Origin of the sequence: Cronobacter dublinensis subsp. dublinensis LMG 23823, assembly GCF_001277235.1 — a bacterium.
GTDB classification, from domain to species: Bacteria; Pseudomonadota; Gammaproteobacteria; order Enterobacterales; family Enterobacteriaceae; genus Cronobacter; species Cronobacter dublinensis.
In genome coordinates this window covers 3,443,744-3,467,294 of sequence record NZ_CP012266.1, presented here as the reverse complement: position 1 = coordinate 3,467,294, position 23,551 = coordinate 3,443,744, and the positions used below count along the sequence as shown (strand labels likewise).

The following is a 23,551-nucleotide window of genomic DNA, read 5'->3' as shown; positions in this document are numbered from 1 at the left end:
CCAGCCCGGCACTTTCTTCCTGATGACACTGGCGCTGCGTCTCGGGCGTACGCTTCTTGAACTGAAGCAGACAATGACGGCCAGCGAGTTGCGTATGTGGATCGAATTTGATCGCCTCAACCCGATCAGCGACCGGCGCGGCGATATCCAGGCTGCGCAGGTTGCCGCTGCAGTGCTTAACTCACAGGGCGCAAAGTTAAGCATTGATGATGTTCTCCTGCAGTGGAGCGCGCTGGATCAGCAAGAGGACAACTCCGGGCTGGAAGGCTTTTTTGCTGCGCTGGCACAATGAAGTAATGGCCTGCTGTCGCCTTAGCTGCGGCACACACTTAATGATTCTGATCCCTGCAAAATAGTAGGGTAGGGATAAGGCTATAATGTTAGGATGTTTCCGATTGCAATTAACGGAAACATAAAATGAAAAAATTAATGGTTTTAGGAGTTGGATTATTGATGCTCACTGGATGTGCGACCAAGCAGTATCCACAGGCTTCGTCTGTAACGAGCGAGGAGGCCAGCGCATTCGACTGTAAGGCATTAAATGTAGAGATTGCTAAAGCACATAGTGTTCAGCAGGAGATTGAAAGCACCGGCCAGTTTGATGGACGTACTGTGCTTGGTTTTCTCGGCGACTTCGGTATCGGAAACGGTATGGCCAAAAATGATGCGCGAAAAAAAGCACATGAGCGTCTGAATCAGCTCGAGTCACTTAAAGCAGTGAAATGCACACAGCAATAATTAAGTGCGAAATTCATTTCGACTTACGTAAGAACAAGTTCCGGTTGAATTTTTAAATGTGAACCCGCTTCGGCGGGTTTTTTTATGGGACTAACATGGCCACTCTGCGCGAATTAATAATCAAAATCTCTGCAAATTCTCAGTCATTTCAGTCTGAGATTTCCCGCGCCTCCCGGATGGGCTCTGATTATTACAAAACGATGGAACAGGGGGGCCGCCGTGCGGCTGCCGCTACGCGAGAAACGCAGCGTTCTTTAGGCGAGCTCAATGCGCAGCTTGCATCGGTTAAGTCATCCGCAGCAGGTATGGCTGGCGCGTTTGCCGGAGCGTTTGCTACCGGACAGCTGATTCACTATGCCGATACCTGGAACCAACTGAATGGTCGTCTGCGGCTCGCCTCTTCTTCGGCACAGGACTTTACTACGGCGCAACAGTCGCTGATGTCTATCAGTCAGCGGACCGGAACCTCTTTTGAAGCAAACGCCAATCTCTACAGCAGAATCGCTCAGTCCCTGCGTGACGCTGGCTATGCATCTGCGGACGTGGCGAACGTCACCGAAACCGTTGCGACCTCCCTCAAGTTATCCGGCGCCAGCACGGAAGAAGCCAGTTCTGTCATTACGCAGCTCAGTCAGGCGCTTGGTTCTGGCGTGCTGCGTGGTGAGGAGTTTAACGCGATTATGGAAAGTGGCGGACGTCTCGCCAAATTTCTTGCCGACGGTCTTCACACGACGATCGGCGGACTGCGTAACATGGCCAATAATGGGGAACTGACCACCGATAAGATTGTGCCGCTGCTGACCAATGTGGCGCAGCTTCGTAAAGAATTCGACACCCTTCCGGCAAGTATCAGCGGATCTGCTCAGAAGGTAGAGAACGCTTTTATGGCCTGGGTGGGCGGCGCTAACCAGGCCGTGGGTGCATCTTCCTCATTGTCGGGCGCACTTGATGGACTGGCAGAAAACATCGATACCGTAGCGAATGTCGCGGGCGCGCTTGTCGGGCTGGGCGTGGCGCGATACTTCGGCAATATGGTCGGCAGCATCACAACTGCAACAGCTTCTCTGGTTGGGAATACAGCAGCAGAGGTGGGGCTTGCGGAAGCGCAGCTGCGCGGCACCCAGGTCAGTGTGGCAACGGCAAGGCAGGCTGTTTACCGTGCGCAGCAGGCCCGTGCCGCCGCGGCTGGCATTGAGGCGCAAATCACAGCAGAGCGGCAGCTAACCGCGGCGCAGGCACAGCTTCATAACGCTATCAGCGCCCGCTCCTCCGCTGCCAGCCGGTTAACTGAAACCGCCTCTGTGATGTCCCGCCTGGGTGGTGGCGTACTGAGCCTGTTAGGCGGCTGGCCGGGCGTCATCCTGGCATCTGGTGCAGCGATGTATGGCCTGTACCAGCATACCGAGCAGGTTCATAAAGAAGCTGTAGGCTTTGCCAGTAACCTGGATGAGATCAACGCCCGGCTTAAGGATATGTCATCCCTCGGCCTGCGCTCTACGGCAGCGAATGCCCGCTCATCCATTGATGCCCAGAAAAAGGATATAGCCGATCTTGACAGTCAGATAGCTAGGGTTAAAGACAGTCTGACGGGGCTCGCACAAATTCAGCAGGACTATAACCAAAACCCAACCATGACGTGGATTAACACGTTTATGGACCAGGCGGATATTACAGAGAAAAATATTTCTCTTACGGATCAGCTGAACAATCTGGAGTATCAGCGGGAGCAGGCCGTTTCAAAACTTCAGCAGACCCAACGATTGTTTAACGACGCCAGCGAACAGGCTACGCAGAAAGCCATTCAGGAGGCAGGGGCTATTGCCACCCTGAAAGGGGCATATGATCTACTGAACCGCAGCATGGGGGTAACACCCGCCAGTCGACCTGCATCGTATGCCGGGCCGGTAATTTCCGCCTCTAACGCGACGCCCCAGCAGACAACAGCACTGGAAAAAGCCCGTCGCGATAATGAGCTGGCGAGTCTGTCCGGCTTGCAGAAACTTCATCAGCAGCATGTTTATGAAGCGCAGGATCTGAAACTGACCGGGGCGCTCTATACCCAGTATATTTACAATAAGGATCAGGCCGCCCGGAAAGATGAGGCGCTGGCCCAGGTGAAAAAGGATGAGACGGCTGCAACCCATGCCCAGAATAAAGCGGCGAGAGAGGCGGCGCAGACCGCTGAACAATACAGCCGAAAAATCGCCGATCTGAGTGTTGCTGTAGAGGTCCAGAAGGTACGCGCTACGCAGGGAGAAAAAGCGGCTGAGCTCTACGCTGCCTCTCATGAAAATGGCGTGAAGTGGAGCGAGGAGCAGCGAAAATCCATTGAGGCGGGTGCCGTGGCGCTGGCTCAGTGGACGCAGAAAGCCGATGAGGCTGTCCGCAAGCAGCATGAAATGGCTGACGCGCTGAAAGATCTGAAGGACGCGGCACGCCGCTACCAGGATGATGCTGGCTTAACCGCCACTACGTCAGGAATGGGGAACCGCCAGCGTGAACAGTACCGCGAGCGGCAGGAGGTTGAGCGCGTTTTTGATAAAACCGATAAGGGGGCAGAAGCAATCGCAGCGCGTCAGTCAGCGCTGGATGCGCTTGATAAAAAATATCAGCAGGCGAAGGCCAGCGAACTGGACTGGCGCGCGGGCGTAAGTGCGGGGCTTGCTGACTGGATGGATAACGTCAGCAACATTGCCGGCACGGTATCGCAGGGCATTACCTCCACGATGGACAGTGCGCTTGATAACGTCTCCGCAATGCTGGTGGGTAACAAGGCCAGCTGGAAGGACTGGGGGTTATCCGTTCTGCAGACTATCTCAAAGGTTGCGCTGCAGATGGCCGTGGTTAACGCGATGGGTGGCGGTTCGTCTGGCAGTGGACTTTTCGGCTCCCTTCTCGGAGGAATTGCGGGAGGCGTCGCCGGAAGCGCAACCGGCAGTGCCGGTGCGGGCACCGCCATTCAGAACTACGGTGCGTCGTTTCAGTTTAACGCGAAGGGTGGGGTTTATTCGTCAGCCGATCTTAGCAGCTATAGCGGTAGTGTCGTTGATACCCCCACCTTTTTTGCGTTTGCGAAGGGGGCCGGCGTGATGGGCGAGGCCGGGCCGGAAGCCATTATGCCGCTGACCCGCGACGCCACCGGCAGGCTGGGCGTAAAAGCGCTGGGTAGCGGCGCGCAGGGCGGCGCGGGCGTCAGCGTCAGCATCGGGACCATTAATTTCACAGGCGACAAAGGTGGTGCACAGGGTAACGCTAACGCCGCGGGCGCGGTGGCTAACCAGCTCACCGGCGCCATCCTCGATACCATCAACTCGCAGCTGCGCAAGCCCGGTACCCCCTTGTGGAACGCTACGCAGGGCAAGCGCTAAAAATCAATTTACCACCCGCTACGGCGGGTTTTTTTATGGGTGAAACATGGCAACCGAAACCTTTACCTGGTGCCCGCGCATTAATGCCGGGGGCGAGGTGACTCACCGCGTCCGCCGCGCGCAGTTCGGCGACGGGTACGCCCAGGCGTCGGGAGACGGCATTAACGCCCGCGGTCAGAAATGGGATCTGGAATTCGTCGGGGATGAAAGCTACATCACCGCGATTATGGACTTCCTCGACAGACATGGCGGCAGCCGTTCATTCGTCTGGCAGGCACCGCTGAAAGGCGCGGGGCTTTACCGTTGTGATGCCTACCGCCCGTCGGCGCTGGGCGCCGGTAAATATTCGCTTTCAGCGACCTTCACACAGGCATTCGCTCCGTAGGTACTTATGGCAATCAGTAATGACGTTCAGAAGCTTGAGCCCGGCGACAGTGTCCGCCTGGTGACCGTCGATGGCTCGGCGTTCGGCGCGGGCGTGCTGCGCTTTCACGCCTGCACCATTCCCCACTCGCCGGAAGAAATCGCGGCAAGCGGCGGTGACACTTCGAAGCTTGCCGCTAAATCCATCTGGTTTGATGACGAGGAATACGGTGCCTGGCCGTTTGAAATTACCGGGCTGGCGTCGTCGAGTGACGGCCAGAGTGCGGAGCCGGTGCTGCGCATCGCCAACCTTGATGGCGTGGTGACCGCGCTCTGTCTGCGCTTTGATGACATGGTGCAGGCGAAGGTCACGATTCTGGATACATTCGGGCAGTATCTTGATGCGCGTACCTTTCCTGACGGCAACCCGTCGGCGGATCCGGGGCAGTATTTCCGCCAGGTATTTTACATCGACAGCAAGGCGGCAGAGGACAACGAGGTGGTGGAGTTTCGCCTCTCCAGCCCGATGGACCTGCAGGGGCTGCTGATCCCGACGCGCCAAATCACGGCGGTCTGCACCTGGGCCTGCCGCAATAAATACCGCAGCGGTGACGGCTGTACCTACAACGGCCCGCGCATGTTTGATCTGAAAGGTAACCCGGTGACCGACCCGGCACAGGATAAATGCTCAGGCCTGCTGACCGACTGTAAAAAACGCTTTGGCGCGGATGCCCAGCTCGATTTCGGCGGCTTTCCCGGCGCCAGCCTGATCCGGAGGTAACCATGCGCGATAAAACCATTGCCGATATCCTGGCCCATGCTGAGGCGGAATACCCGCGCGAGTGCTGCGGCCTGGTGGCGCAGAAAAGTCGCGTCGAGCGGTATTTCCCGTGCCGGAACATCACCGGCGCGCCGGAGGAGCAGTTTGAACTGTCGCCGGAGGATTACGCTGCCGCGGAAGACTGGGGCACCGTCACCGCCATTGTGCATTCCCACCCGGGCGACGGCGCCACCACCCAGCCGAGCGAGCTCGACCAGCTTCAATGCGACGCCCACGGCATCCCCTGGGTAATCGTCTCGTGGCCGGAAGGTGACCTGCGCACCATCGCGCCCCGCGGCGAACGGCCGCTGGGAGGGCGCGCTTTTGAGCTGGGTTATGCGGACTGCTGGTCGCTGGTGATGGACTGGCACCGGCAGCAAGGCGTGACGCTTCGCAACTACAGCGTTGATTACCCGTGGTGGGAGCGGGGCGAAAATCTCTATATGGATAACTGGTATGCCGAGGGGTTTCGCGAAGTCACAGAGCCGCGGCCCGGCGACATGGTGCTGATGCAGGTGTCCGCGCCGGTGGTGAATCACGCCGGTATTCTGCTGGAGGGTAACCAACTGCTGCATCACCTCTACGGCCAGCTCTCCTGCACCACGCCATATGGCGGCTACCTGCGCGAGCGCACCATCAAAATTGTCAGACACAAGGATCTGCCATGAACCAACTGAAAACGGTGCGGCTGTACGGCGCGCTGGGTGCGCGGTTTGGTCGCGAGCACCGGCTGGTGATAGCCAGCCCGGCGGAAGCCTGCCGCGCGCTGTCAGTCATTATCCCCGGCTTTGAGCAGTACATGCAGACGGCGCACCTGCGCGGCCTGCGCTTTGCCGTGTTCAGGGGGAAAAAGAACATCGGCCAGGATGAGCTGAAGCACAACAGCGGCGAAGCGGATATCCGCATTGCGCCGGTGATCGCCGGCAGCAAGCGGGCGGGCGTGCTGCAGACAATACTGGGCGCGGTGCTGGTGGTGGTCGGTGCCATTGGCATGACCATTGGGCAGGCCTGGGGCGGGGCGACGTGGGGCCCGTATGCCTTACAGGCCGGTATCGGGCTGATGGCCGGCGGCGTGGTGCAGATGCTGTCACCGCAGCCCGGAGGACTGGCATCGCGTCAGGACCCCGATAACGCGCCGAGCTACGCCTTTGGCGGGCCCGTGAATACCACGGCAATGGGTAATCCCGTCGGGCTCTTGTATGGCGAGCGCGAAATCGGCGGCGCGATTGTCTCCGCCGGCATCTACACCAACGACCAGTGAAAACCGGTCTGATAACAGCGCCTGCGGGCGCTTTTTTTATGGGCGCAGTATGGAAAAAATAACCGGTAAAAAGGGTGGCGGTGATAAACCCCGCACGCCGCATGAATCCCCTGATTCACTCCAGTCCATTGCGACCGCCAAAATCTTGCTTGCGCTGGGCGAGGGGGAGTTCGCCGGCGGCCTCACGGATAAAGATATCTTTCTCGACGGCACCCCGATCCGCAGCGCTGACGGCACGCTTAACTTTCCGGGTGTGAAATGGGAGTTCCGGTCCGGCACCCAGGCGCAGGCTTACATCCCCGGCGTGCCGTCGGTGGAAAATGAAATCACCATTAACACTCAGCTTAAAGCGACACAGCCGTGGACGCGCGCCATCAGTAACACGCAGCTCTCTGCCGTCCGGGTTCGCCTCGGCGTACCTTCGCTGCAGCGCATGAAGGACAACGGGGATGTGGTCGGTTACCGCGTCGACTACAAAATTGAGCTGTCCGCCGACGGCGGCGGGTATGTCACGGTGCTGAACGGCGCGTTCGACGGTAAGACCACCTCGCTGTATGAGCGCAGCCACCGCATCGATCTCCCGCCCGCCCGGACCGGCTGGCAGCTTCGTGTACGGCGGACGACGGTGGACAGCACCTCCAGCCGCATCGTCGACACCACCAATATCGAGGCCTATTCGGAAATCATCGATGCAAAGCTGCGCTACCCGAACACCGCGCTGCTCTTTGTGTCGTTCAACGCGAAGCAGTTCAGCAATATCCCGCAGATCAGCCTCCGCGCCCGCGGGCGGCAAATCCGCGTGCCCACCACTTACGATCCGGTGACCCGCAGCTATTCCGGCACCTGGGACGGCTCGTTTAAATGGGCCTGGAGCAATAACCCCGCCTGGGTCTTTTACGACCTGGTGCTGAGCGACCGTTTCGGAACCGGTGACCGGCTGGATGCGACCCAGGTGGACAAGTGGGAGCTCTACCGCATCGCGCAGTACTGCGACCAGCCCGTGCCCGACGGTACCGGCGGCAGCGGTACCGAGCCGCGATTTCTCTGCGACGTGTATATCCAGAGTCAGAACGAGGCGTTTACGGTGCTGCGCGACCTGGCGAGCATCTTTCGTGGCATGACCTACTGGGCCGGTAACCAGCTCTCCGCGCTGGCGGACATGCCGCGCGACATGACGTATGTCTACACCCGGGCCAACGTCATCGACGGCAAATTCTCCTACGCCAGCGGCAGCGAGAAGAACCGTTATTCAACGGCGATGGTGAGCTGGTCAAACCCGGAGAACCATTACACCGATGAAGTGGAAGCGGTAATGGAGCCTGACCTGGTGCGCCGCTACGGCGTGCGCCAGACGCAGATCTCCGCCATCGGCTGCACGCGGCGCACCGAGGCCAACCGCCGCGGCCGCTGGGCGCTGCTGACAAATGCTAAAGACCGGATGGTGAGTTTCGCCACCGGGCTCGAAGGCATTATCCCGCTGCCGGGCCATATCATCGGCGTGGCGGATCAGTATCTGTCCGGGCGGGTGATGGGCGGGCGTATCAGTCAGGTGAACGGTCGCGCGCTGACACTCGACCGGGCGCCGGATGCAAAAGCGGGCGACAGGCTTATCGTCAACCTGCCGTCCGGTAAATCACAGGCCCGTACCCTGCAGGCGGTCAGCGGCCGCAACGTCACGGTGTCTGCGGCATTCAGCGAAACGCCGGAGCGCGAGGCGGTCTGGTCGGTGGATGCGCAGGATGTGGCGATCCAGCAGTACCGGGTCACGTCTGTCGAAGACAACAACGACGGCACCTGGACCATCAGCGCGGTGCAGCACAATCCGGATAAGTATGCCGCCATCGATTCCGGCGCCAGGCTCGATGAACGCCCGGTATCGGCCATTCCACCCGGCGCGCAGGTGCCGCCCGCATCCGTGACCCTCAGCAGTTACAGCCGCGTGGTGCAGGGCCTCAGCGTGGAAACCCTGCGTGTCGCCTGGCCCGCCGCGCCCGGTGCCGTGGCGTATGAATGCCAGTGGCGCAAGGATAACGGCGACTGGGTGAATGTACCGCGCACGAGCTCGCTCGGCTTTGAGGTGCAGGGTATCTATGCCGGGCGGTATATGGCGCGCGTCAGCGCCGTGAACGCCAGCGATGTTGCCTCGGTCTGGCAGACCAGCGACGAGGTGACGCTGACCGGCAAGGTGGGGCAGCCGCCGGTGCCGCTGAACTTCCGCACCACGGCGATCAACTGGGGCATCCAGCTCGACTGGACTTTCCCGGACGGCGCGGACGACACGCTGATGACCGAAATTCAGTATGCCGCTGCGCCCGACGGCAGCGACGCGCTGCTGCTCTCCGATGTGCCCTATCCGGCGCGCCGCTACACGCAGCTCGGTCTGCGCGCCGGTCAAATCTTCTGGTACCGCGCGCGGCTGGTTGACCGTATCGGGAACCAGTCGGCATGGACGGCGTGGGTACGTGGCATGGCGAACGACAACGCGGAGGATTACCTGGGCGATATCGCGGGCGACTTCATGACGAAGGAAGACGGTGAGGCGCTGCTCAGCCAGATAACCCTCGATCCCGAAGCCATTCTGCAGAATGCCCTGGGCGGCCACGACACGGTGAACCAGCAGTGGAAGATGTATGGCAATAACCGCGCGGGCATCATTGAGGCCCGGACGCTGGCCGCCGATGCCGGTAAGTCCGTCGCAGCGCTTGAGACGACGGTGAACGCGAAATTTGACGATTTCAACGCCACCGCCAGTCGTCTCGAGAAAGCCACGGCGGATAACACATCGGCCATCAGTGAGATAAACGACACGGTGGTGGCGCGGTTTGAGGATGTGGCGGCCGCGGTAGAAGGCAAAATGGATGCGTATGTTGATGCAAACGGCGGCTCTGCCATCTACACCATGAAAACCGGCGTGCAGTATAAGGGGCAGTATTATGACGCCGGGCTGTCGGTGGCGGTCACCATTAACGGCACCGCTGTCGATACCCGCTTTGCGGTGAATGCGAATCAGTTTGTGGTGATGAGCGGTAGCGGAAACAACCGTTACTCACCGTTTGCAGTGGTAAACGGCCAGGTGTTTATGAACTCGGCCTTTATCCAGAACGGCACGATTACCAGCGCCAAAATCGGCGCGTCCATTCAGTCAAATAACTACGTGGCGGGCTCCGCGGGCTGGATCATCAATAAAGCCGGTAACGCTGAGTTTAATGAAGTGACGGTGCGGGGGGCCATTATTGCAACGGAGGGAAGATTCTCCCTGGCCGGTAGCGGAAATGGTGTGGTCATCAACGGTAACGGTGTGACGGTAAATCTGGCGAATGGCGGGCGTATTATTCTGGGGGAATGGAATTAATGCCGAGTGGGCTGTATATCGATCTCAATGACGGCGGTCCGGCGATGACCATCACCGCGGGGCTGCGGTGCCCGTCCTATTGCGGGTATGCCAGCGGCAGCGGAAATCAGTACGCGATACCGGGCTATGTGGCGGGTGCGTCAGCCGTCTTCGCACCGCATGTCACCGCCGGGATTTATCTTGGCGGCAGCACAAGCCTGATCCCGGATATGGACGTGTTAACCGGCGTATCACAGAGCGGAAATGTGCTGACCTTCTCCGTCTGGTCAAACTACAGAATGAGCAATGGGAAAATATACCCCGGCACGGTCTGGCAGATCCTGCCCGCCAGTCAGTCGGGCAATCGCGGGCTTTATATTTCTGACAGTACTGATTTCACCGTTATCACAGACGGGGCCGCGGTCGGTCAGTGTGTGTATCGGGGGCGGGTAACGTTTACCGGCTCCTGGTCACCGCCCCCGACCGGCTATACCCGGCAGTCCTACGCCGTATTTGCCAGGTGGAGCGCCAGTGGGGTGGTGGTGGAATACGACGGTAACGTGGTCCGGGCCGTGGCCGAGCGTAACGGGGCGAACGTCAGCGCGACCGTAACGATGGACGTGGTGATTTTTGCGACCGGCACCGCGCCGGTTCCGGGGCCCGGACTGAACTTCTTCAACAGCAGAGGGCAGTGCACCTTTTCCACAACAAAGCGCCCGTTCCTCTACAGCAATGCCTTCTGCAGGCCGTCAGGGGCTGCCACTGATATCGGGAACCGGTACATCATGCTCGGTCGTTACGGCGCGCAAACCGACATCTCCGGCGGCTGGTGTTATGCAAAATATCAGGGGCTGGTCCGGGCGGGTAATGCCGTCCGGGTGGGGCGCGGTTATGTGGCTGCGGTATGGACGTCTGACTATTCGCTGGACGTAAACAGAACGACCGGCATGAATATCCTGTTACTCGACAGTATGTACTGACCGCTTATTGACTGAATGACCCGCTACGGCGGGTTTTTTATTTTAAGGAGCAGGCCTGATGGCTAAAGGCACGATCAGCATCAAAAACGGCGCAACGACCATCAACGGCGACGGCACCACATTTACCAGCGAACTGGTCGCGGGGGATTACGTCGTCTTCACGGCGGGTCAGGTTGTCTACACGCAGGCCGTTAAAACGGTCAGCAGCGACACGGCGCTGACGCTCACCAGAACGTATACCGGGCCCGATGCGGCGGGGCTGGCATGGTCAGCGGTGCCGCGCGGTACCATGAGCCAGGTAACGATGGAAGTGGTGAATCAGGTTACCGAAGCCTTACGCGGGCTCAACCTCGACAAAGCCAACTGGCAGCAGGTTTTTTCCGCAGGTGAAAATATCACCGTTACGCTGCCTGACGGCAGCCAGTTTAAAGGGCCGAGCTGGCCGTCACTGGTGAGCCTGCTCGAAGACCTCGATCCGGGCAGCCTTCAGAAAATCGTGGAGGGTATTAAGCAGGCGCAGGCCAGCGTCAGCGCGGATCGGCAGGCTGCCGAGACGGCCAGCAGCGGGGCAAAGGCTTCCGCAGATAATGCCGCCGCGGCTAAAAAGGCGGCAGAGGACGCTATGGCCGTTGCCAGCAGAGGAGCCAGCAATGCCGCAGCCAGCGCAAGCACGGCGGCGCAGGCCGTGGGCACTGCCAGCCAGGCCGCTACTGACGCACGCACTCATGCCGATCGTGCGCAGTCGCTTGCCGATAAATTTGACGCCGAAAAAGTCCTTACGAAAGACGCGAACCTGTCCGACGTCACAGACAGGGCGGCTTCGCTGCAAAACCTGCTGAACGGGAAGCCGTTGCCGCTGCCTGCGGAAGCGGTATCTGATTATGATGCGGTGACCCTGCGTCAGCTCAAAGCGTCGTCTGGTGGGGGCGGTGGGGCAAGCATGAACGGCGTGATGAATGACTTCATCGGCGCGGTTCAGTGGTTCAACGGCTTGCGGGCGGCGCTGCCTGCCGGTTATATCGCGGCAGACGGCCAGCTTGAGAGCCGTACCGATGCAAAAACCGCCGATTTATGGGCCGCCGTAAACGCCGGTATTCTGACGGCGACGCAGACGGATGCGGTCTGGCTGACGTCCAGCAACGCTGGCGCACCGGCCATGAACCGTGGCATGTACTCGCCTGGAAACGGAACGACAACGTTCCGCGTGCCGGATCTCAACGGCATTCAGGACGGCAGTATCAAATCGCCGTTCCTTCGCGGCGCGGCGTCTGGTGACGTGGTCGGGCGAATTTTGCAGGACAGCGCACCTAACATTTCCGGGCAGTTGTTCGCCTACAACTACGATCAGTCAACCAGCGGTAAAAACGGGTTTGTCAGCTGGACCAACGGCGGGAATAACGTATTTCAGCTTGACGGTACCACCACCAGTTCAACCCGATATGAACGTTACGTTCTTGATGCCAGCACTCAAAGCGCAAATTATGGTCGTGACGGAAGCGGTGAGATCCACCCGAACGAGGTTTTTGGGATCTGGATTATCCGCGCGTCCGGCGCATTTCAGGCGGCCGGCACATCCTTCGATGTGGTTAATTCATACGCAACGCAGCCGGGCAGCGGCGTGCTGATGCGTGGTGGTGATGTTAAGTCAACGATGAAGGTTGCAGGCCAGATTAAATCGTCCGCCTCGCTGGTTGCGCTACAGCGGGTTGGGGCGCGACCGTTCTCTGCCATCACCGTAAACGACGGGGCCACAACCAGGGTATACAGCATTCCGGCCTCTGATGTTGACGTTGAGCTGCTTGCCACCAATTCGCCCCAGGGCGCTGTGGCGTGGTGTCGTTTCAGTGGTGACACGATAGTCGCGGCTTTTAACATTTCCTCTGTCACTAAGGAGGCGGCAGGTGCTTACCGGCTCGTTTACCAGAACCCACCGGCAGATGAAATCAATCAGTCCATTATGGTGACGGCAATTCAGGGCTCTAATGATGTTAACGCGATCAGCGGCAGCGTTTATTCGATCAGCAAAACCTTTTTTGCTGTTGCGACAAGGAATAACACGGGCCGGATTGACGCCTCCGTGATGGTTACGGTTCACAGGAAATAGATATGGAAAAGCGAATTATCTATAAATCAGAGTTTGGTGTGTCGCTCATGATCCCTTATCTCCCATGCGGCCTGACCGTTCTGGAAATCGGGCAGAAAGATGTTCCCGACGGCGTCCCATTCTGGATCGTTGATTCTGCCGAGGTGCCTGACGATATTCCGCAGGAGGCGTGGGAAATTAACGAAAGCACTATGCCTGCGCCGGACGGGTATGGCGGAACCTATGAGGCTGCCCGCGATGATTAAAATTAATCAGGAGAAGTTAGAGGCCATCAGGGCCGCAGAAGTGCGCGCCGAACGCGATCGACTTATTGCCGCTTCTGACTGGGCAATGATGCCTGACGCGCCGACCGACAAAGAAGCATGGGGCGCTTACCGGAAGGCATTACGTGAGGTTCCACAACAAGAGGGTTTTCCCGAAAAAACTGTCTGGCCGGTGCCCCCGGTCACCGTAAGCGGGGAATAATTTGATCGCATTACTCTCTGGTAGAGAAGATAACTATCATTGTCATGCCCCCAAATATGACTCATGTCAAAACAACGACATTATTAAATCATTCACATGATATTTTTACAGTGAAGTGTCAGCCCATATCCTCTTCTGGAAAGAAATGGGTATGGGTGAACGGAGTGAAATTTATACTGTCATATTTAAAGGGCAGATGATAAAATTTCTCAAATTATTAATATTTTAAATTTAACGGTGAGCTGGCGAAGGTTTTTTCTTTACTCTGCTTCACATTCCATGAGCTTAAATGAATAGGTTTCGTTTTGGTTTGTAGCAACGAGGATTTTATCATCTCCAATGAATGCAACTTTCCCTTTAATGAAATTAGAACATTTGCTTTTATCAAACATCTCAAGATTGTAAATTAACCATTGAGATTTATAACTTATGTAAGACATGTAATCGTTGCCCTTGAGTGTTGCAAGATGGAATAGGAAAGACCAATAAACAACGACTAAAAACATTTGTATTAACAAAGTCACCTTATGTAGGAACGTTTTGTTGTTTGGCTGGTAACCTGGGAATAAGAATTTAATAAGCTTTTCATCGTATACAAAAAACCAACCCCATAAAGGCAATGTTATCAGGATGATAGTAAATGGCAGTGACATAACAATGGGGATAATCAAGGGGATCATTGCAGTAGCAATGAATATCAAAGAGTGAGGGAAGTTTGACGGTGATACAGATGTGATGTCATTTATTATTATTCCCGAAAAGCATAGGGCTAAATTTACGCAGATAGAGCCTGCCAAGATTAAAATTCCTTTACCTAAAGTTGTTTCGTATGCTTTTTTATATAATTTAATTAAGAAACTCACTACTGCATAAGACCAATACATTAAAGTTATAATAAAAAAGCCTTTCCATAATTTCTCACTTCCCGATAGAGAAAGCAAATATAGAATAAACATGGATATAATTAGGTTTCTAATTACTTTTTGTGAGGAATCGAGTTTTGCATTGAATGTCGATATTTTCTTAAAAAAAACACTATTTAACATTGTTCGCTCCGCATAGTTAGTAATGAGCAACCGATCTTATGACTTTTCAGTAAAGCATGCTAGTATATATAGAGAATATATCTCTGGGATTGTAGGGGGTGTAGAACTGGCATGAATGTAGTATCCATAGTTTCTCTCATATCAAAACACTACATATTGTATTAAATTTCATGTCCGTGCGGATTATATAGCGTATATTGAGGTTTATTTTTCTTTTCACATAAGATTCAGCTCAATTAGCTTAAATACTGACAATCAGGCTGCGTTATTCGAAAGCACGTCCGCCCGAACTCGACGTACATTTTCCAACTCTTACTGGGCAATGATTCCTGACGCGCCGACCGACAAAGAAGCATGAGGCGCTTACCGAAAGGCATTACGTGAGGTTCCACAACAAGAAAGCTTTTCCGAAAAACTGTCTGGCCGGTGCCCCCGGTCACCGTAAGCGGCGAATAATAAGCTGGCGCATTGTCCTGGCAGAGCAGCTGTTAAAACTGCTCTGCCGTTACGATTAATAGGCCGCTTCGTCTTGATTTCGTTACCTCCTGAAACTACTGTATAAATACACAGTAATTTTTACAGGAGGTACATAATGAAAATACACCCCCTCGTCTTGCCGGTTAAGCCGGTCAGCATCCCATTCTATGCAGACCTGATTTCTGCTGGTTTCCCGAGCCCTGCCGCTGATTATATCGACAGCGGTATTGATCTTGTTTCCCACCTTATTGCACATCCCTCATCCACCTATGTTCTGCGGGTCGCAGGAGACTCGATGCGCGACGCTGGTATTCTCGATGGCTCCCTTCTGCTGGTGGACTTCAGCCTTCACGCGAAGCACAACGATATCGTCGTCGCCAATATCGGCGGGGAGTTCACCGTGAAAAGGCTGGTGACGTACCCGGTGGCGCAGCTGTGCGCCGAGAACCCGGCTTACCTGCCTATAGCTGTTTATGACGCCGACGACCTCGAAATCGTCGGCGTTGTCATTTGCGTGATTAATACCCTGCACCGCAATGTTCGCGCTGGTTGATATGAACTCGTTCTACACGAGTTGCGAGACGGCATTCCGTCCGGATCTGGCCGGTCAGCCCATCGTGGCGCTCTCGAATAACGACGGCTGTGTGATAGCGCGCAGCCGCGAAGCAACAGCGCTTGGCATAAAAATGGGCATGCCCTGGTTCCAGCTGCGCGAGATGCAGTTTCCGCAGCGGATCATTGCCTTTTCCAGCAACTATGAGCTTTACGGTGACATGAGCCAGCGGGTGATGACCACGCTTGAGGAAATGTGCCCGCGCGTCGAGGTCTACAGCATCGATGAGGCTTTCTGCGACCTGATGGGCGTGCGGAACTGCCGCGACCTGGCTGATTTTGGCCGGGAGATACGCGACACCGTCCGGCGTAACACCCGGATCCATTGTGGTGTCGGTATCGCCCAGACGAAGACGCTGGCGAAGCTCGCCAATCGCGCGGCGAAGGAGTGGCCGCAGACGGGCGGGGTGGTGGACCTGTCGAACCAGGCGCGCCAGCGGCGGCTGATGGCGCTGATGCCGGTGGAGGAGGTCTGGGGCGTCGGTCGGCGTATCGCCAGAAAGCTGGAGGCAATGGGTATTAAAAATGCTTTGCACCTCTGTGATACCGATATCCGCTTTATCCGCAAACACTTTAACGTCGTGCTGGAGCGCACCGTGCGCGAGCTGCGCGGCGAGCCCTGTCTGGAGATCGAAGAGTTTGCCCCGGCGAAACAGGAAATCGTCTGCAGCCGGTCATTTGGGGAGCGAATCACCGATTATGAAGCGATGCGCCAGGCTATCTGCAGCTATGCGGCGCGCGCGGCGGAAAAGCTCCGTGGCGAGCATCAGTTCTGCCGGTACATTTCGGTGTTTGTGAAAACGTCGTCGTTCTCTGCTGAGCCGTATTACGGCAACCACGCCGGGACCAAATTGCTGACGCCCACACAGGACACGCGCGACATTATCGCCGCGGCGACGCGCTGCCTCGATGCGGTCTGGCGCGACGGCAACCGGTACCAGAAAGCAGGTGTGATGCTGGGTGACTTTTTCAGCCAGGGCCTGGCGCAGCTGAACTTGTTTGATGAGAACGCGCCGCGCGCTAACAGCGAGGCGCTGATGTCACTGATGGACAAACTCAACCAGCAGGGGCGGGGAACCCTGTATTTTGCGGGGCAGGGCATCCAGCAGGCGTGGCAGATGAAACGTGAGATACTGTCGCCCTGTTACACGACGAGGTTGAATGATGTGCCAGTAGTAAATGCAAGTTAATAAAAAGCTTGCCTCGAGTAAATACACCTCGGTACATATAAAAAACGGCCTAATCAGGCCGTTTTTTATATCTTTCGCGATTTACTAAAGTGTAGGGGCTTTAGCGGACGGGCTGGCAGGCTGTGGTGGGTAGGTTTCTTCATACATAGCCTTTGCTTTTTCAAGACCTTTTTGAGCCATAATCAGCACTGCTTCGGCGTCGGCCTTAGGGTAGTCATCATCAAGATTATAATCCGCCCATTTCCGTTGGATGTGCAGATGCTTAAGCAATGTTCCTAACGAGATGAGTTTCATTTTATCAAAAGGCTCATTACCCATAAGCCATGCACTATCAATGAGATAGTCTCTTACGGATCTATGGGTAGCTGGGTCAGGGCCTTTCTCTAGTTTCGAGCATACCTCATGATAGAGGCCGTAGTATGCTCTTCCGACAGCATTTCTGTACCCGATTTCATCGCCATGAGCTATGCATTTCACAGCAAAGTTAAAAAAGTCTTGCCCGTTAACTGTCACGGCGTTGCTCCATGCCATCCATATCGCTGCGGAACCAAGAAGTAAAAGGCAAAGAGCGATACTCCTCGGAAGACAATAAGCAGAGCATTTCGAGATTCAGCTCTGCTAGAATCTCGGGATCATCAGTTTCTGCGCGTACAACGAAAGCGTTGTCTAAATCTTCATTAACAAAATAATGAACACCAATGCAGTTGATCCCATGTTTGTTGGCAATACCTTCTGCCGCATCACACAGTACTTGGATTTGATTCGAAGAAAGCGTTGTGGCCTGCTTGAATTTTTCAACCTGTGCAATCATAAATGCCCCTTGATCCTTCAATTCTTGTTTTTCTTTTCCGTCACAGAGCGCAGCGAGCTTCAATGTATAGCGACGGATGAGCTTAACATCGCCTATACAGTAAGCCGCGTTCCTGGCAATGCGACGCATGGTAGGTAAACAGAATTGTTCTTCCAAGCGGAAGATTTCCATTCTATGGAAATAGTTATGAGCGCTTGAGCCAATGTAAGCTAGGTAGTTAAGTGCAATCGTGCCGTCTTCAAACTTTAGCGCATCATTGAACCATCGAACGGCTGCATCAAAGTCGCCTTTTGCGGCATAAAGGAGGGCGCTAAGATAAGCTTTTTCCTCGCCATGCAGCGCGGCGATAATCTTTTCAAAGTTATCAACAGCTTCCTGTTCGATCACCTCTTTACGGTTTATGTATGACCATAAAGTACTGTGAAGTTCGTTTGCTTTCGTCTGTGCCTGAGCTGACATGCTAGACCTTGTAACTCATTAAAAAAGAACAAATAAATTGTTCGGATGTCTTGGCGTAAGCCTTTATATGTAGGCGCAGAGTGTACCACTCTGCTACAAACTGTCACTCCGAAAGTGATTGTTTTCGTGCTCAACCCACATATAAAAAATGATAGTCGACGAATGTCACCTTTTGTAATCGGCAACGGAAACACAAACTTTAGAAGTTGGTTCTGGGGGATGATCAGCTTTCTGAGTAACCCATCCTATTTATATCTATGTGAATAATAACAATTAGATACTAAATTGAATGCAGGCAAAAAAACAACCACAATGCGCGGCTTTTCGAAGTTAGTGTGTCCGACAAGCCGTTGAGTTCCGACTCTGCCTCACTGTGATTAAGAGATTAATCAATCATATAGCGAATTTGTTGCGCTACCGCTTTTATCTGGTTTTGCAGGTGTGCACCAAAAGGCATTGTAGGAAATTGAGCCTCAGGAACAAGCCATTCAATTGGATAACCTTGCTCATCTACGATGTATAACCCCGGATCACCCAAATGCGACTGTTGAAATTCAATAACATTTTTAACATGCTGGACAGCAGATTCGCGGGAATACTGGGACGTTACGATAAGTATTGCCGCTTTTTCAGCTATAAAATCGTACATGCCTTGACGATACTCTTCTTCCATTTGCTCGGTGATGTAGTCTGCTGCCATACGTACCTCTGACTTTAGCGAAGAAAACAAGTATAAGAAGACAAAAAAGCCCGCAAAAGCGGGCTTTCATAACACTACGAGCCGCGGCTCCTGTGCGTATCCTTTTTTGTCCCTTGGGTGTCCGGTCACCGTCCGGGTTAAGTAGCTAAGGCGCTGTTTTTTAAGCTTCTGTCCTGCCACTGTCCATGTATATTTGGTGGAGCTGGCGGGAGTTGAACCCGCGTCCGAAATTCCTACATTCTTCTGGACGCTAAAGAAAAACAACCACTTATCTTATTAATCAGCTATTTATATGACAATGGTTAACAAGCGTAACCAACGGTTACAGTATTCGGTGGACAAAATGTGGATCACACGTCCAAAGCTGACAAGGGGTTTTTGGTTACCGCGTCCTCAAGATGTGTGGGCGCAAAGTGAGCGTAAATCATTGTCATTTTGATGTCAGAGTGGCCGAGAATGTCTTTTAAAACTAATATATTGCCGCCATTCATCATAAAGTGGCTGGCAAAGGTATGTCGTAGCACGTGTGTACACTGGCCTTCCGGTAAATCGATTCCAGCTTTTTGTATGACTCGCTCAAAAGTTTTTCTGCACGGAGTAAATAAGCGCCCCCGCTTTTTTGGTATTTCATTATAAAGCTTTTCAGAAATGGGTACGGAGCGAACTTTTTTATTTTTCGTATTACGATATGTAATTCTATATGGAGTAACCTGAGCGCCTTCGAGGTTTTCAGCCTCGCTCCATCGCGCCCCAGTTGCTAAACATATTTTAGCAACCAATAACACGCTTGAACTATTAGACTCATTGAGATATTCAAGCAATGTCTTGATTTCGGCTGGATATAAAAACGAAACCATTTTTTCATCCACTTTAAAAGTAGGAATGCCAGCCAACGGGTTAGGGAGTTGCCAGTGCCCTAATTTTTTTAGTGTGCCAAATACGGCAGATAAATTTCGCTGTTCATGGTTGACTGTTTGTGGTTGGATTGGCATGCAGCGACCTGTAATATCTGGTATCTCGCCTTTAAGTCGCCCCTCACGATATTCACTGAAATCTGCTGCCGTGATGTTAGAAGCGATGGGATCACCCATACCTGCACAAATAGCTTTAAGTTTTGACATCATTCGGTTTGAATCAGACAGTGTTCTACCGTAAAGGTCATACCACAAATTAATCAAATCTGATAAGCGTCTATTATCCTGCTTTTCGCCTAGCCAAGGCTTATCCTCTAATTCAGCATTAATGAATTTTTCATAGGCCAGCGCTTCACCTTTAGTGACAAATTTCTTTCTTATCCGCTTTCCTTTTACGCCATTAGGGCGCAAGTCGCATAGCCATTCGCCAGAATCAAGCTTTCTAACAGTCATTACTCGTTTACCATATAAATCGCTACTACCTTACCCAGTAAATTCACGTCTGCGACTTCACAGTCTATAGGGTATTTGCCCCAGTCAATTCTGAGCTTGTTACCAGGTAAGAGCGAAACATCCTTAACGCTTTTTGCGCCAGAGTATTCAATCAAGAATCGTCCATCCGTAACTTGATAGTCTGCAATATCAACAAAGTAATTTGTTTTCACATCTGTAATGATTTGTAGTTCTCCTTTGTAGTCAGGAAGCATAGCCTTATCGCAGATGAACGATGCCTGGCGAAGCAAATTCCCACCTTCGATTTTATAAGCAGAAACGCGCTTTATATCACTCGCTACTGGATCAAATTTGACGCCTTCACCAGTAGTCAACCAGTAAATAGAAGCCCCTGTTTCTAAAGCACAAAGCAAGACTAAATCAGCCGGGAAATTGTCTCTCATTATGCGCGTGCTAAGTGCACTTGCTGACATGCCTAAGTAATTCGAAAGCTGTAGTCGTGATGTGAATCCGTATGCCTCACAGATGCGCTCAACAGCTTCACGTGCACCCGTTTTGATGTTGTAAGTTGTCATTTTTGTAGTTCGCAATGGTTGACAAACGACAACATGAGCAATAGTCTTTGCATTGTTTCGTATGTAGACAATTGAATGTGTCGAATGTGGTTGGTTAACAATCGTTGCCACTGGATGACAAAGGTGACAACAAATAGGAGATTTTGCCTTATGCGTGTAAGCGCTGCAACAGACAAAGCTAAACGCCCAGTACTGGGTGTAAGCCATACCAAAGATAACGATGCACGATGGATTCCTCTCAAAACTTTTTGTGACCGCGTAGGCATTAGAGTTCGCACGGGCCGTTACTGGTACCAAATCGGACGCATAAGAATTCGACCAAAAGTGAAGCCAAAGGATCATGTTTGGGTTGATTGGTACGCATGGCAAGAAGGCAAGTAATTGTCACGTTTGGTTAACGTGCCTTGAAGGCTAACAGTTAGGAAACAGTGATTCATGTACGATTATAAAGTTTCTGTACGCAACTACTTAGATGCCGCATGTCGTGATTTTGTGCAGGCTCATAACATCACTGCGGTTGCTAAGGCCGTTGGTATGCATCCGGCTACATTGCGCCACAAACTTAACCCGGAACAGCCTCACCAGTTATCGCTTTCTGAGCTTATAGCGATCACTGATTACACCGAGGATTCCCGGATTCTTGATGGCCTGCTGCGTCAGATTAATTGTCAGCCATCCGTTCCCATCAATAACGCGACGCCGGGAAACATGCAGCTTTGCGCGCTGACCGCTGCGGCCAGCGTGGGGGCGATAGCCGGTGAGGCTGTATCAACTGAGCACATGAGCGCCGCGCGCCGTAACCACATCCTTGATAAAGCGCGCGATGCTATACGCAGCCTTTCGCTGCTTGCTTACACGGTTGAAAACCGTATCCATTCCGCGCCCGTCCTGGCCGCTGCCGTCGATATCGTAACCGGCAGCGCTACCGGCCTGATGTAAGGGGAACGCTATGCGACCTTTCGTTTCTTATCTGACCGAGCAGTCACCCAGCCCGCAGCTGAATGCCTTTAGTCACGGCTGGATTGAACTGCCGAACGGGCAGCGCTGGAACCCGGCGACCCGTTACAAATTCACAGGTAAAAGCCCGCGCCGCCCACTGTGGCGACGTTTACTGAATATCAAAGGGGGTAAGCGTGGCTGACGGTCTGGTGTGGTGTGAGCGTATGCGCAAGCAAATTAATCCCAGCCATTCCGCCGCGGCAGATTTTTGGGATTCCTTACAGCCTGAATGGCGCGGTGTGGTTCTTCATGCGGCGGCGATTTCCGGCACCTGTGAACTTAAAGCCACACTGGCGAAGTGCAACTGGCGTGAGCTTTATGCGCGTGTCGGCGTTCGAGGGATGGTGCAAATTCGCACCGGTATTCAGCAGGCGCGCAACATGTTCGGCGGCTTTGGCTCGCTGCGTCGTGATGATTTTGTACCCCGTACCGCTAACCGCAAGGCAAAGCCGTGTGTGCCGGTTAAGAACGGCCCGGAAATGGTTATTGCGCCGCAGATACTCCAGATAATGGAGCAGCGCGCGCAGCTGCATAACAACACAGGAAACTGAACAATGACGATTATCGCGGTAGAAAAAGAGTGTTTGATGCAGGAAATGGAAGCATGGCGCGTGCCGATGAATTATGTGCGTGCCTTTACTGCTAAAAGTACCCAGACAGGCGGCCTCATTGGCCTTGACCTGTTTTTCTTCAACGACACGGAGCATCTGATCAGCCCTCGCCACTGGCTGGCCATACAGGCGGCGTTCTGGTGTTGCGCTTACCGTGAGGCAGAAGGGCGGGAAGCGCAGATTGAGGCTCTTGCTGGCGTAAGGGCCATATTTTACACGGCGGGCGCGCTGGGCGTCGGCGAAATAACCGCAATGATCCAGGCGTGGTGGCGCGCGGCTTATCCGGTTCACCTGGTGCCAGCCCCGAACCATTCAGCTGCCGTAACTCCTCCCATTTTTCATTAATTAACCCGGTAATGCACAGGCCACCCATGGCGTGGCCGGGCATTCCTTTGCCTTGAGGAAACCCAAATGAAAATGATTCGTCAGGATTTAAACACCACGACGCCAGCTGTCGACATGCTGGCCATGCTGGCTAAAGCTACGCAGGAAGGTAAGGCCGTCGCCGCCGATTTGTGTTCCACCCGTCTGGATAAACTGGCGACCTTTGCCGCTAACGAAGGCTTAAGCGCTGCTGAAATTGTGGAGCTTATCCGCGAAGAAGCTGCCGCCATTACAAGCCAGGGTGGTGCAGCATGGCAGTAAAGACACCACTAAAATGGGGAGTCGGTTCTAACGAGAAGATGCACGGTCAATATACTCCTGACTCAAAAATACAGAGTCGTAATCCTTCAAACCCATTCCGTAGTCCGATGCATCTACAAGATCCAGAGACAGGAGAAATTCACGTGCTGCAACGTATTCACCCAGTCCATCACACGTGAGGGCTCTGTAAAAAACATTCTCGTTGCAAATAAGGATTTTGTATGGAACTCCGGGAAGGGATTCCTGCTGTTTTTCAAGCCATGCAGCGATGGCTGAATCGTATGAGGGCAGTTTTAAGCCGTCTTTCATCTTGAATAATTTATGTTGCATCGCAGTACCTTTTTACTCTCAATTTTGCGTGAGGCTACACAACCAATGGCATGTAATCAAAGAGAAAATATACAGAAAATACACGATGGCAAAGCAGCCAGTGTTACCCATGAACTGATCACTGTAGGCGGTTAATCGTGAGTGATAATGTTTTGTCGGTAGGAAACCATCATGCTGTAGATACCTGGCGGCGTGAACATTTCGCGCGTGGTGTGCCGCGTGATGTAACACTGACAGAGCGTAAGCTTTGGCAGACCAATCCCGCCGATCATGATTTCCGCGCGCAGTATCTTCACGAA

At 53.9% G+C, this 23,551-nt stretch carries 26 protein-coding genes; 19 read left to right on the top strand and 7 right to left on the bottom strand.

Features of this window, described 5'->3' with window-relative positions; translation table 11 throughout:
* The first annotated feature begins 22 nt into the window (after nt 1-22).
* From AFK67_RS15925 to AFK67_RS23295, 12 genes are all read left to right on the top strand, one after another.
* A complete protein-coding gene (locus tag AFK67_RS15925; RefSeq protein WP_007710490.1) occupies nt 23-292 on the top strand; it encodes a phage tail assembly protein T in 270 nt (89 codons plus the stop codon).
* Nucleotides 293-417: 125 nt separating this feature from the next.
* The gene (locus AFK67_RS15920) at nt 418-738 is read left to right on the top strand and encodes a lipoprotein (protein WP_032966252.1); all 321 of its coding nucleotides are present in this window, start codon (nt 418-420) and stop codon (nt 736-738) included.
* A gap of 95 nt (nt 739-833) precedes the next feature.
* Nucleotides 834-4,106: a phage tail tape measure protein gene (locus AFK67_RS15915; protein ID WP_038884382.1), complete on the top strand. Its 3,273-nt coding sequence runs from the start codon at nt 834-836 to the stop codon at nt 4,104-4,106.
* Nucleotides 4,107-4,152: 46 nt separating this feature from the next.
* Nucleotides 4,153-4,491, top strand: a complete 339-nt coding sequence (locus AFK67_RS15910) for a phage tail protein (protein ID WP_007710483.1) — start codon at nt 4,153-4,155, stop codon at nt 4,489-4,491.
* Nucleotides 4,492-4,497: 6 nt separating this feature from the next.
* Nucleotides 4,498-5,250, top strand: a complete 753-nt coding sequence (locus tag AFK67_RS15905; protein WP_053532912.1) for a phage minor tail protein L — start codon at nt 4,498-4,500, stop codon at nt 5,248-5,250.
* A 2-nt stretch (nt 5,251-5,252) separates the two neighbouring features.
* The gene (locus AFK67_RS15900; protein ID WP_007716443.1) at nt 5,253-5,957 is read left to right on the top strand and encodes a C40 family peptidase; all 705 of its coding nucleotides are present in this window, start codon (nt 5,253-5,255) and stop codon (nt 5,955-5,957) included.
* Nucleotides 5,954-6,550 (top strand): tail assembly protein, encoded by a 597-nt coding sequence (locus tag AFK67_RS15895; RefSeq protein ID WP_053532894.1) that lies wholly within the window; start codon nt 5,954-5,956, stop codon nt 6,548-6,550. The genes AFK67_RS15900 and AFK67_RS15895 overlap by 4 nt, the downstream gene beginning before the upstream one ends.
* A gap of 49 nt (nt 6,551-6,599) precedes the next feature.
* The gene (locus tag AFK67_RS15890) at nt 6,600-9,902 is read left to right on the top strand and encodes a TipJ family phage tail tip protein (protein ID WP_038884377.1); all 3,303 of its coding nucleotides are present in this window, start codon (nt 6,600-6,602) and stop codon (nt 9,900-9,902) included.
* Entirely contained in the window at nt 9,902-10,861 is a 960-nt protein-coding gene (locus tag AFK67_RS15885) for a DUF6453 family protein (protein WP_053532910.1), read from the top strand. Before AFK67_RS15890 ends, AFK67_RS15885 begins: the two co-directional genes overlap by 1 nt.
* Before the next feature lie 58 nt (nt 10,862-10,919).
* Entirely contained in the window at nt 10,920-12,965 is a 2,046-nt protein-coding gene (locus AFK67_RS23305; protein WP_053532908.1) for a hypothetical protein, read from the top strand.
* 2 nt (nt 12,966-12,967) lie between these two features.
* Nucleotides 12,968-13,210 carry a hypothetical protein gene (locus AFK67_RS23300; RefSeq protein WP_050569288.1) on the top strand — a complete coding sequence of 81 codons (243 nt, stop codon included), beginning with the start codon at nt 12,968-12,970 and terminating at the stop codon, nt 13,208-13,210.
* A complete protein-coding gene (locus AFK67_RS23295; RefSeq protein WP_050569290.1) occupies nt 13,203-13,430 on the top strand; it encodes a tail fiber assembly protein in 228 nt (75 codons plus the stop codon). The genes AFK67_RS23300 and AFK67_RS23295 overlap by 8 nt, the downstream gene beginning before the upstream one ends.
* A gap of 260 nt (nt 13,431-13,690) precedes the next feature.
* On the opposite strand, the gene AFK67_RS23085 is transcribed toward AFK67_RS23295, so the two are convergent.
* A complete protein-coding gene (locus AFK67_RS23085; RefSeq protein WP_038884363.1) occupies nt 13,691-14,476 on the bottom strand; it encodes a hypothetical protein in 786 nt (261 codons plus the stop codon).
* Between the two features lie 592 nt (nt 14,477-15,068).
* Here AFK67_RS23085 and umuD point away from each other — a divergent pair.
* Entirely contained in the window at nt 15,069-15,506 is a 438-nt protein-coding gene (gene umuD, locus AFK67_RS15860; protein WP_032966622.1) for a translesion error-prone DNA polymerase V autoproteolytic subunit, read from the top strand.
* A complete protein-coding gene (locus tag AFK67_RS15855) occupies nt 15,490-16,755 on the top strand; it encodes a Y-family DNA polymerase (protein ID WP_038884361.1) in 1,266 nt (421 codons plus the stop codon). Before umuD ends, AFK67_RS15855 begins: the two co-directional genes overlap by 17 nt.
* An 84-nt stretch (nt 16,756-16,839) precedes the next feature.
* Here AFK67_RS15855 and AFK67_RS15850 read toward each other — a convergent pair whose 3' ends face one another.
* From AFK67_RS15850 to AFK67_RS23485, 5 genes are all read right to left on the bottom strand, one after another.
* Entirely contained in the window at nt 16,840-17,268 is a 429-nt protein-coding gene (locus AFK67_RS15850; protein WP_032966283.1) for a hypothetical protein, read from the bottom strand.
* The gene (locus tag AFK67_RS15845; protein ID WP_032966282.1) at nt 17,258-18,025 is read right to left on the bottom strand and encodes a hypothetical protein; all 768 of its coding nucleotides are present in this window, start codon (nt 18,023-18,025) and stop codon (nt 17,258-17,260) included. Before AFK67_RS15845 ends, AFK67_RS15850 begins: the two co-directional genes overlap by 11 nt.
* A 385-nt stretch (nt 18,026-18,410) precedes the next feature.
* Nucleotides 18,411-18,725 (bottom strand): hypothetical protein, encoded by a 315-nt coding sequence (locus AFK67_RS15840; RefSeq protein ID WP_032966280.1) that lies wholly within the window; start codon nt 18,723-18,725, stop codon nt 18,411-18,413.
* A 350-nt stretch (nt 18,726-19,075) separates the two neighbouring features.
* Complete coding sequence (locus tag AFK67_RS15835) at nt 19,076-20,092, bottom strand: site-specific integrase (protein WP_007710861.1); 1,017 nt, start codon at nt 20,090-20,092, stop codon at nt 19,076-19,078.
* A complete protein-coding gene (locus tag AFK67_RS23485) occupies nt 20,092-20,667 on the bottom strand; it encodes a phage repressor protein CI (protein WP_234008666.1) in 576 nt (191 codons plus the stop codon). The genes AFK67_RS15835 and AFK67_RS23485 overlap by 1 nt, the downstream gene beginning before the upstream one ends.
* 435 nt (nt 20,668-21,102) lie before the next feature.
* On the opposite strand from AFK67_RS23485, the gene AFK67_RS15825 reads away from it, so the two are divergent.
* The 5 genes from AFK67_RS15825 (at nt 21,103) to AFK67_RS15805 (ending at nt 22,922) form a co-directional block, all read left to right on the top strand.
* On the top strand, nt 21,103-21,606 hold the full coding sequence (locus tag AFK67_RS15825; protein WP_032966278.1) for a phage regulatory CII family protein: 504 nt from the start codon (nt 21,103-21,105) through the stop codon (nt 21,604-21,606).
* Between the two features lie 10 nt (nt 21,607-21,616).
* Nucleotides 21,617-21,808: a phage filamentation protein Fil family protein gene (locus AFK67_RS15820; RefSeq protein WP_007710858.1), complete on the top strand. Its 192-nt coding sequence runs from the start codon at nt 21,617-21,619 to the stop codon at nt 21,806-21,808.
* A complete protein-coding gene (locus tag AFK67_RS15815; RefSeq protein WP_320769043.1) occupies nt 21,801-22,217 on the top strand; it encodes a hypothetical protein in 417 nt (138 codons plus the stop codon). The genes AFK67_RS15820 and AFK67_RS15815 overlap by 8 nt, the downstream gene beginning before the upstream one ends.
* A 3-nt stretch (nt 22,218-22,220) precedes the next feature.
* Entirely contained in the window at nt 22,221-22,622 is a 402-nt protein-coding gene (locus tag AFK67_RS15810) for a hypothetical protein (protein ID WP_007751600.1), read from the top strand.
* Between the two features lie 66 nt (nt 22,623-22,688).
* Complete coding sequence (locus tag AFK67_RS15805) at nt 22,689-22,922, top strand: DUF2732 family protein (RefSeq protein ID WP_007710855.1); 234 nt, start codon at nt 22,689-22,691, stop codon at nt 22,920-22,922.
* A gap of 27 nt (nt 22,923-22,949) precedes the next feature.
* Here AFK67_RS15805 and AFK67_RS15800 read toward each other — a convergent pair whose 3' ends face one another.
* Nucleotides 22,950-23,252 carry a hypothetical protein gene (locus AFK67_RS15800; protein WP_032966277.1) on the bottom strand — a complete coding sequence of 101 codons (303 nt, stop codon included), beginning with the start codon at nt 23,250-23,252 and terminating at the stop codon, nt 22,950-22,952.
* Nucleotides 23,253-23,551 lie beyond the last annotated feature (299 nt).

Coding starts and splice junctions, on each gene's coding strand:
- AFK67_RS15925 (WP_007710490.1), top strand. CDS start 23: ATGACACTGGCGCTGCGTCTCGGGCGTACGCTTCTTGAACTGAAGCAG.
- AFK67_RS15920 (WP_032966252.1), top strand. CDS start 418: ATGAAAAAATTAATGGTTTTAGGAGTTGGATTATTGATGCTCACTGGA.
- AFK67_RS15915 (WP_038884382.1), top strand. CDS start 834: ATGGCCACTCTGCGCGAATTAATAATCAAAATCTCTGCAAATTCTCAG.
- AFK67_RS15910 (WP_007710483.1), top strand. CDS start 4,153: ATGGCAACCGAAACCTTTACCTGGTGCCCGCGCATTAATGCCGGGGGC.
- AFK67_RS15905 (WP_053532912.1), top strand. CDS start 4,498: ATGGCAATCAGTAATGACGTTCAGAAGCTTGAGCCCGGCGACAGTGTC.
- AFK67_RS15900 (WP_007716443.1), top strand. CDS start 5,253: ATGCGCGATAAAACCATTGCCGATATCCTGGCCCATGCTGAGGCGGAA.
- AFK67_RS15895 (WP_053532894.1), top strand. CDS start 5,954: ATGAACCAACTGAAAACGGTGCGGCTGTACGGCGCGCTGGGTGCGCGG.
- AFK67_RS15890 (WP_038884377.1), top strand. CDS start 6,600: ATGGAAAAAATAACCGGTAAAAAGGGTGGCGGTGATAAACCCCGCACG.
- AFK67_RS15885 (WP_053532910.1), top strand. CDS start 9,902: ATGCCGAGTGGGCTGTATATCGATCTCAATGACGGCGGTCCGGCGATG.
- AFK67_RS23305 (WP_053532908.1), top strand. CDS start 10,920: ATGGCTAAAGGCACGATCAGCATCAAAAACGGCGCAACGACCATCAAC.
- AFK67_RS23300 (WP_050569288.1), top strand. CDS start 12,968: ATGGAAAAGCGAATTATCTATAAATCAGAGTTTGGTGTGTCGCTCATG.
- AFK67_RS23295 (WP_050569290.1), top strand. CDS start 13,203: ATGATTAAAATTAATCAGGAGAAGTTAGAGGCCATCAGGGCCGCAGAA.
- AFK67_RS23085 (WP_038884363.1), bottom strand. CDS start 14,476: ATGTTAAATAGTGTTTTTTTTAAGAAAATATCGACATTCAATGCAAAA.
- umuD (WP_032966622.1), top strand. CDS start 15,069: ATGAAAATACACCCCCTCGTCTTGCCGGTTAAGCCGGTCAGCATCCCA.
- AFK67_RS15855 (WP_038884361.1), top strand. CDS start 15,490: ATGTTCGCGCTGGTTGATATGAACTCGTTCTACACGAGTTGCGAGACG.
- AFK67_RS15845 (WP_032966282.1), bottom strand. CDS start 18,025: ATGTCAGCTCAGGCACAGACGAAAGCAAACGAACTTCACAGTACTTTA.
- AFK67_RS15840 (WP_032966280.1), bottom strand. CDS start 18,725: ATGGCAGCAGACTACATCACCGAGCAAATGGAAGAAGAGTATCGTCAA.
- AFK67_RS15835 (WP_007710861.1), bottom strand. CDS start 20,092: ATGACTGTTAGAAAGCTTGATTCTGGCGAATGGCTATGCGACTTGCGC.
- AFK67_RS23485 (WP_234008666.1), bottom strand. CDS start 20,667: ATGACAACTTACAACATCAAAACGGGTGCACGTGAAGCTGTTGAGCGC.
- AFK67_RS15825 (WP_032966278.1), top strand. CDS start 21,103: ATGTACGATTATAAAGTTTCTGTACGCAACTACTTAGATGCCGCATGT.
- AFK67_RS15820 (WP_007710858.1), top strand. CDS start 21,617: ATGCGACCTTTCGTTTCTTATCTGACCGAGCAGTCACCCAGCCCGCAG.
- AFK67_RS15810 (WP_007751600.1), top strand. CDS start 22,221: ATGACGATTATCGCGGTAGAAAAAGAGTGTTTGATGCAGGAAATGGAA.
- AFK67_RS15805 (WP_007710855.1), top strand. CDS start 22,689: ATGAAAATGATTCGTCAGGATTTAAACACCACGACGCCAGCTGTCGAC.
- AFK67_RS15800 (WP_032966277.1), bottom strand. CDS start 23,252: ATGCAACATAAATTATTCAAGATGAAAGACGGCTTAAAACTGCCCTCA.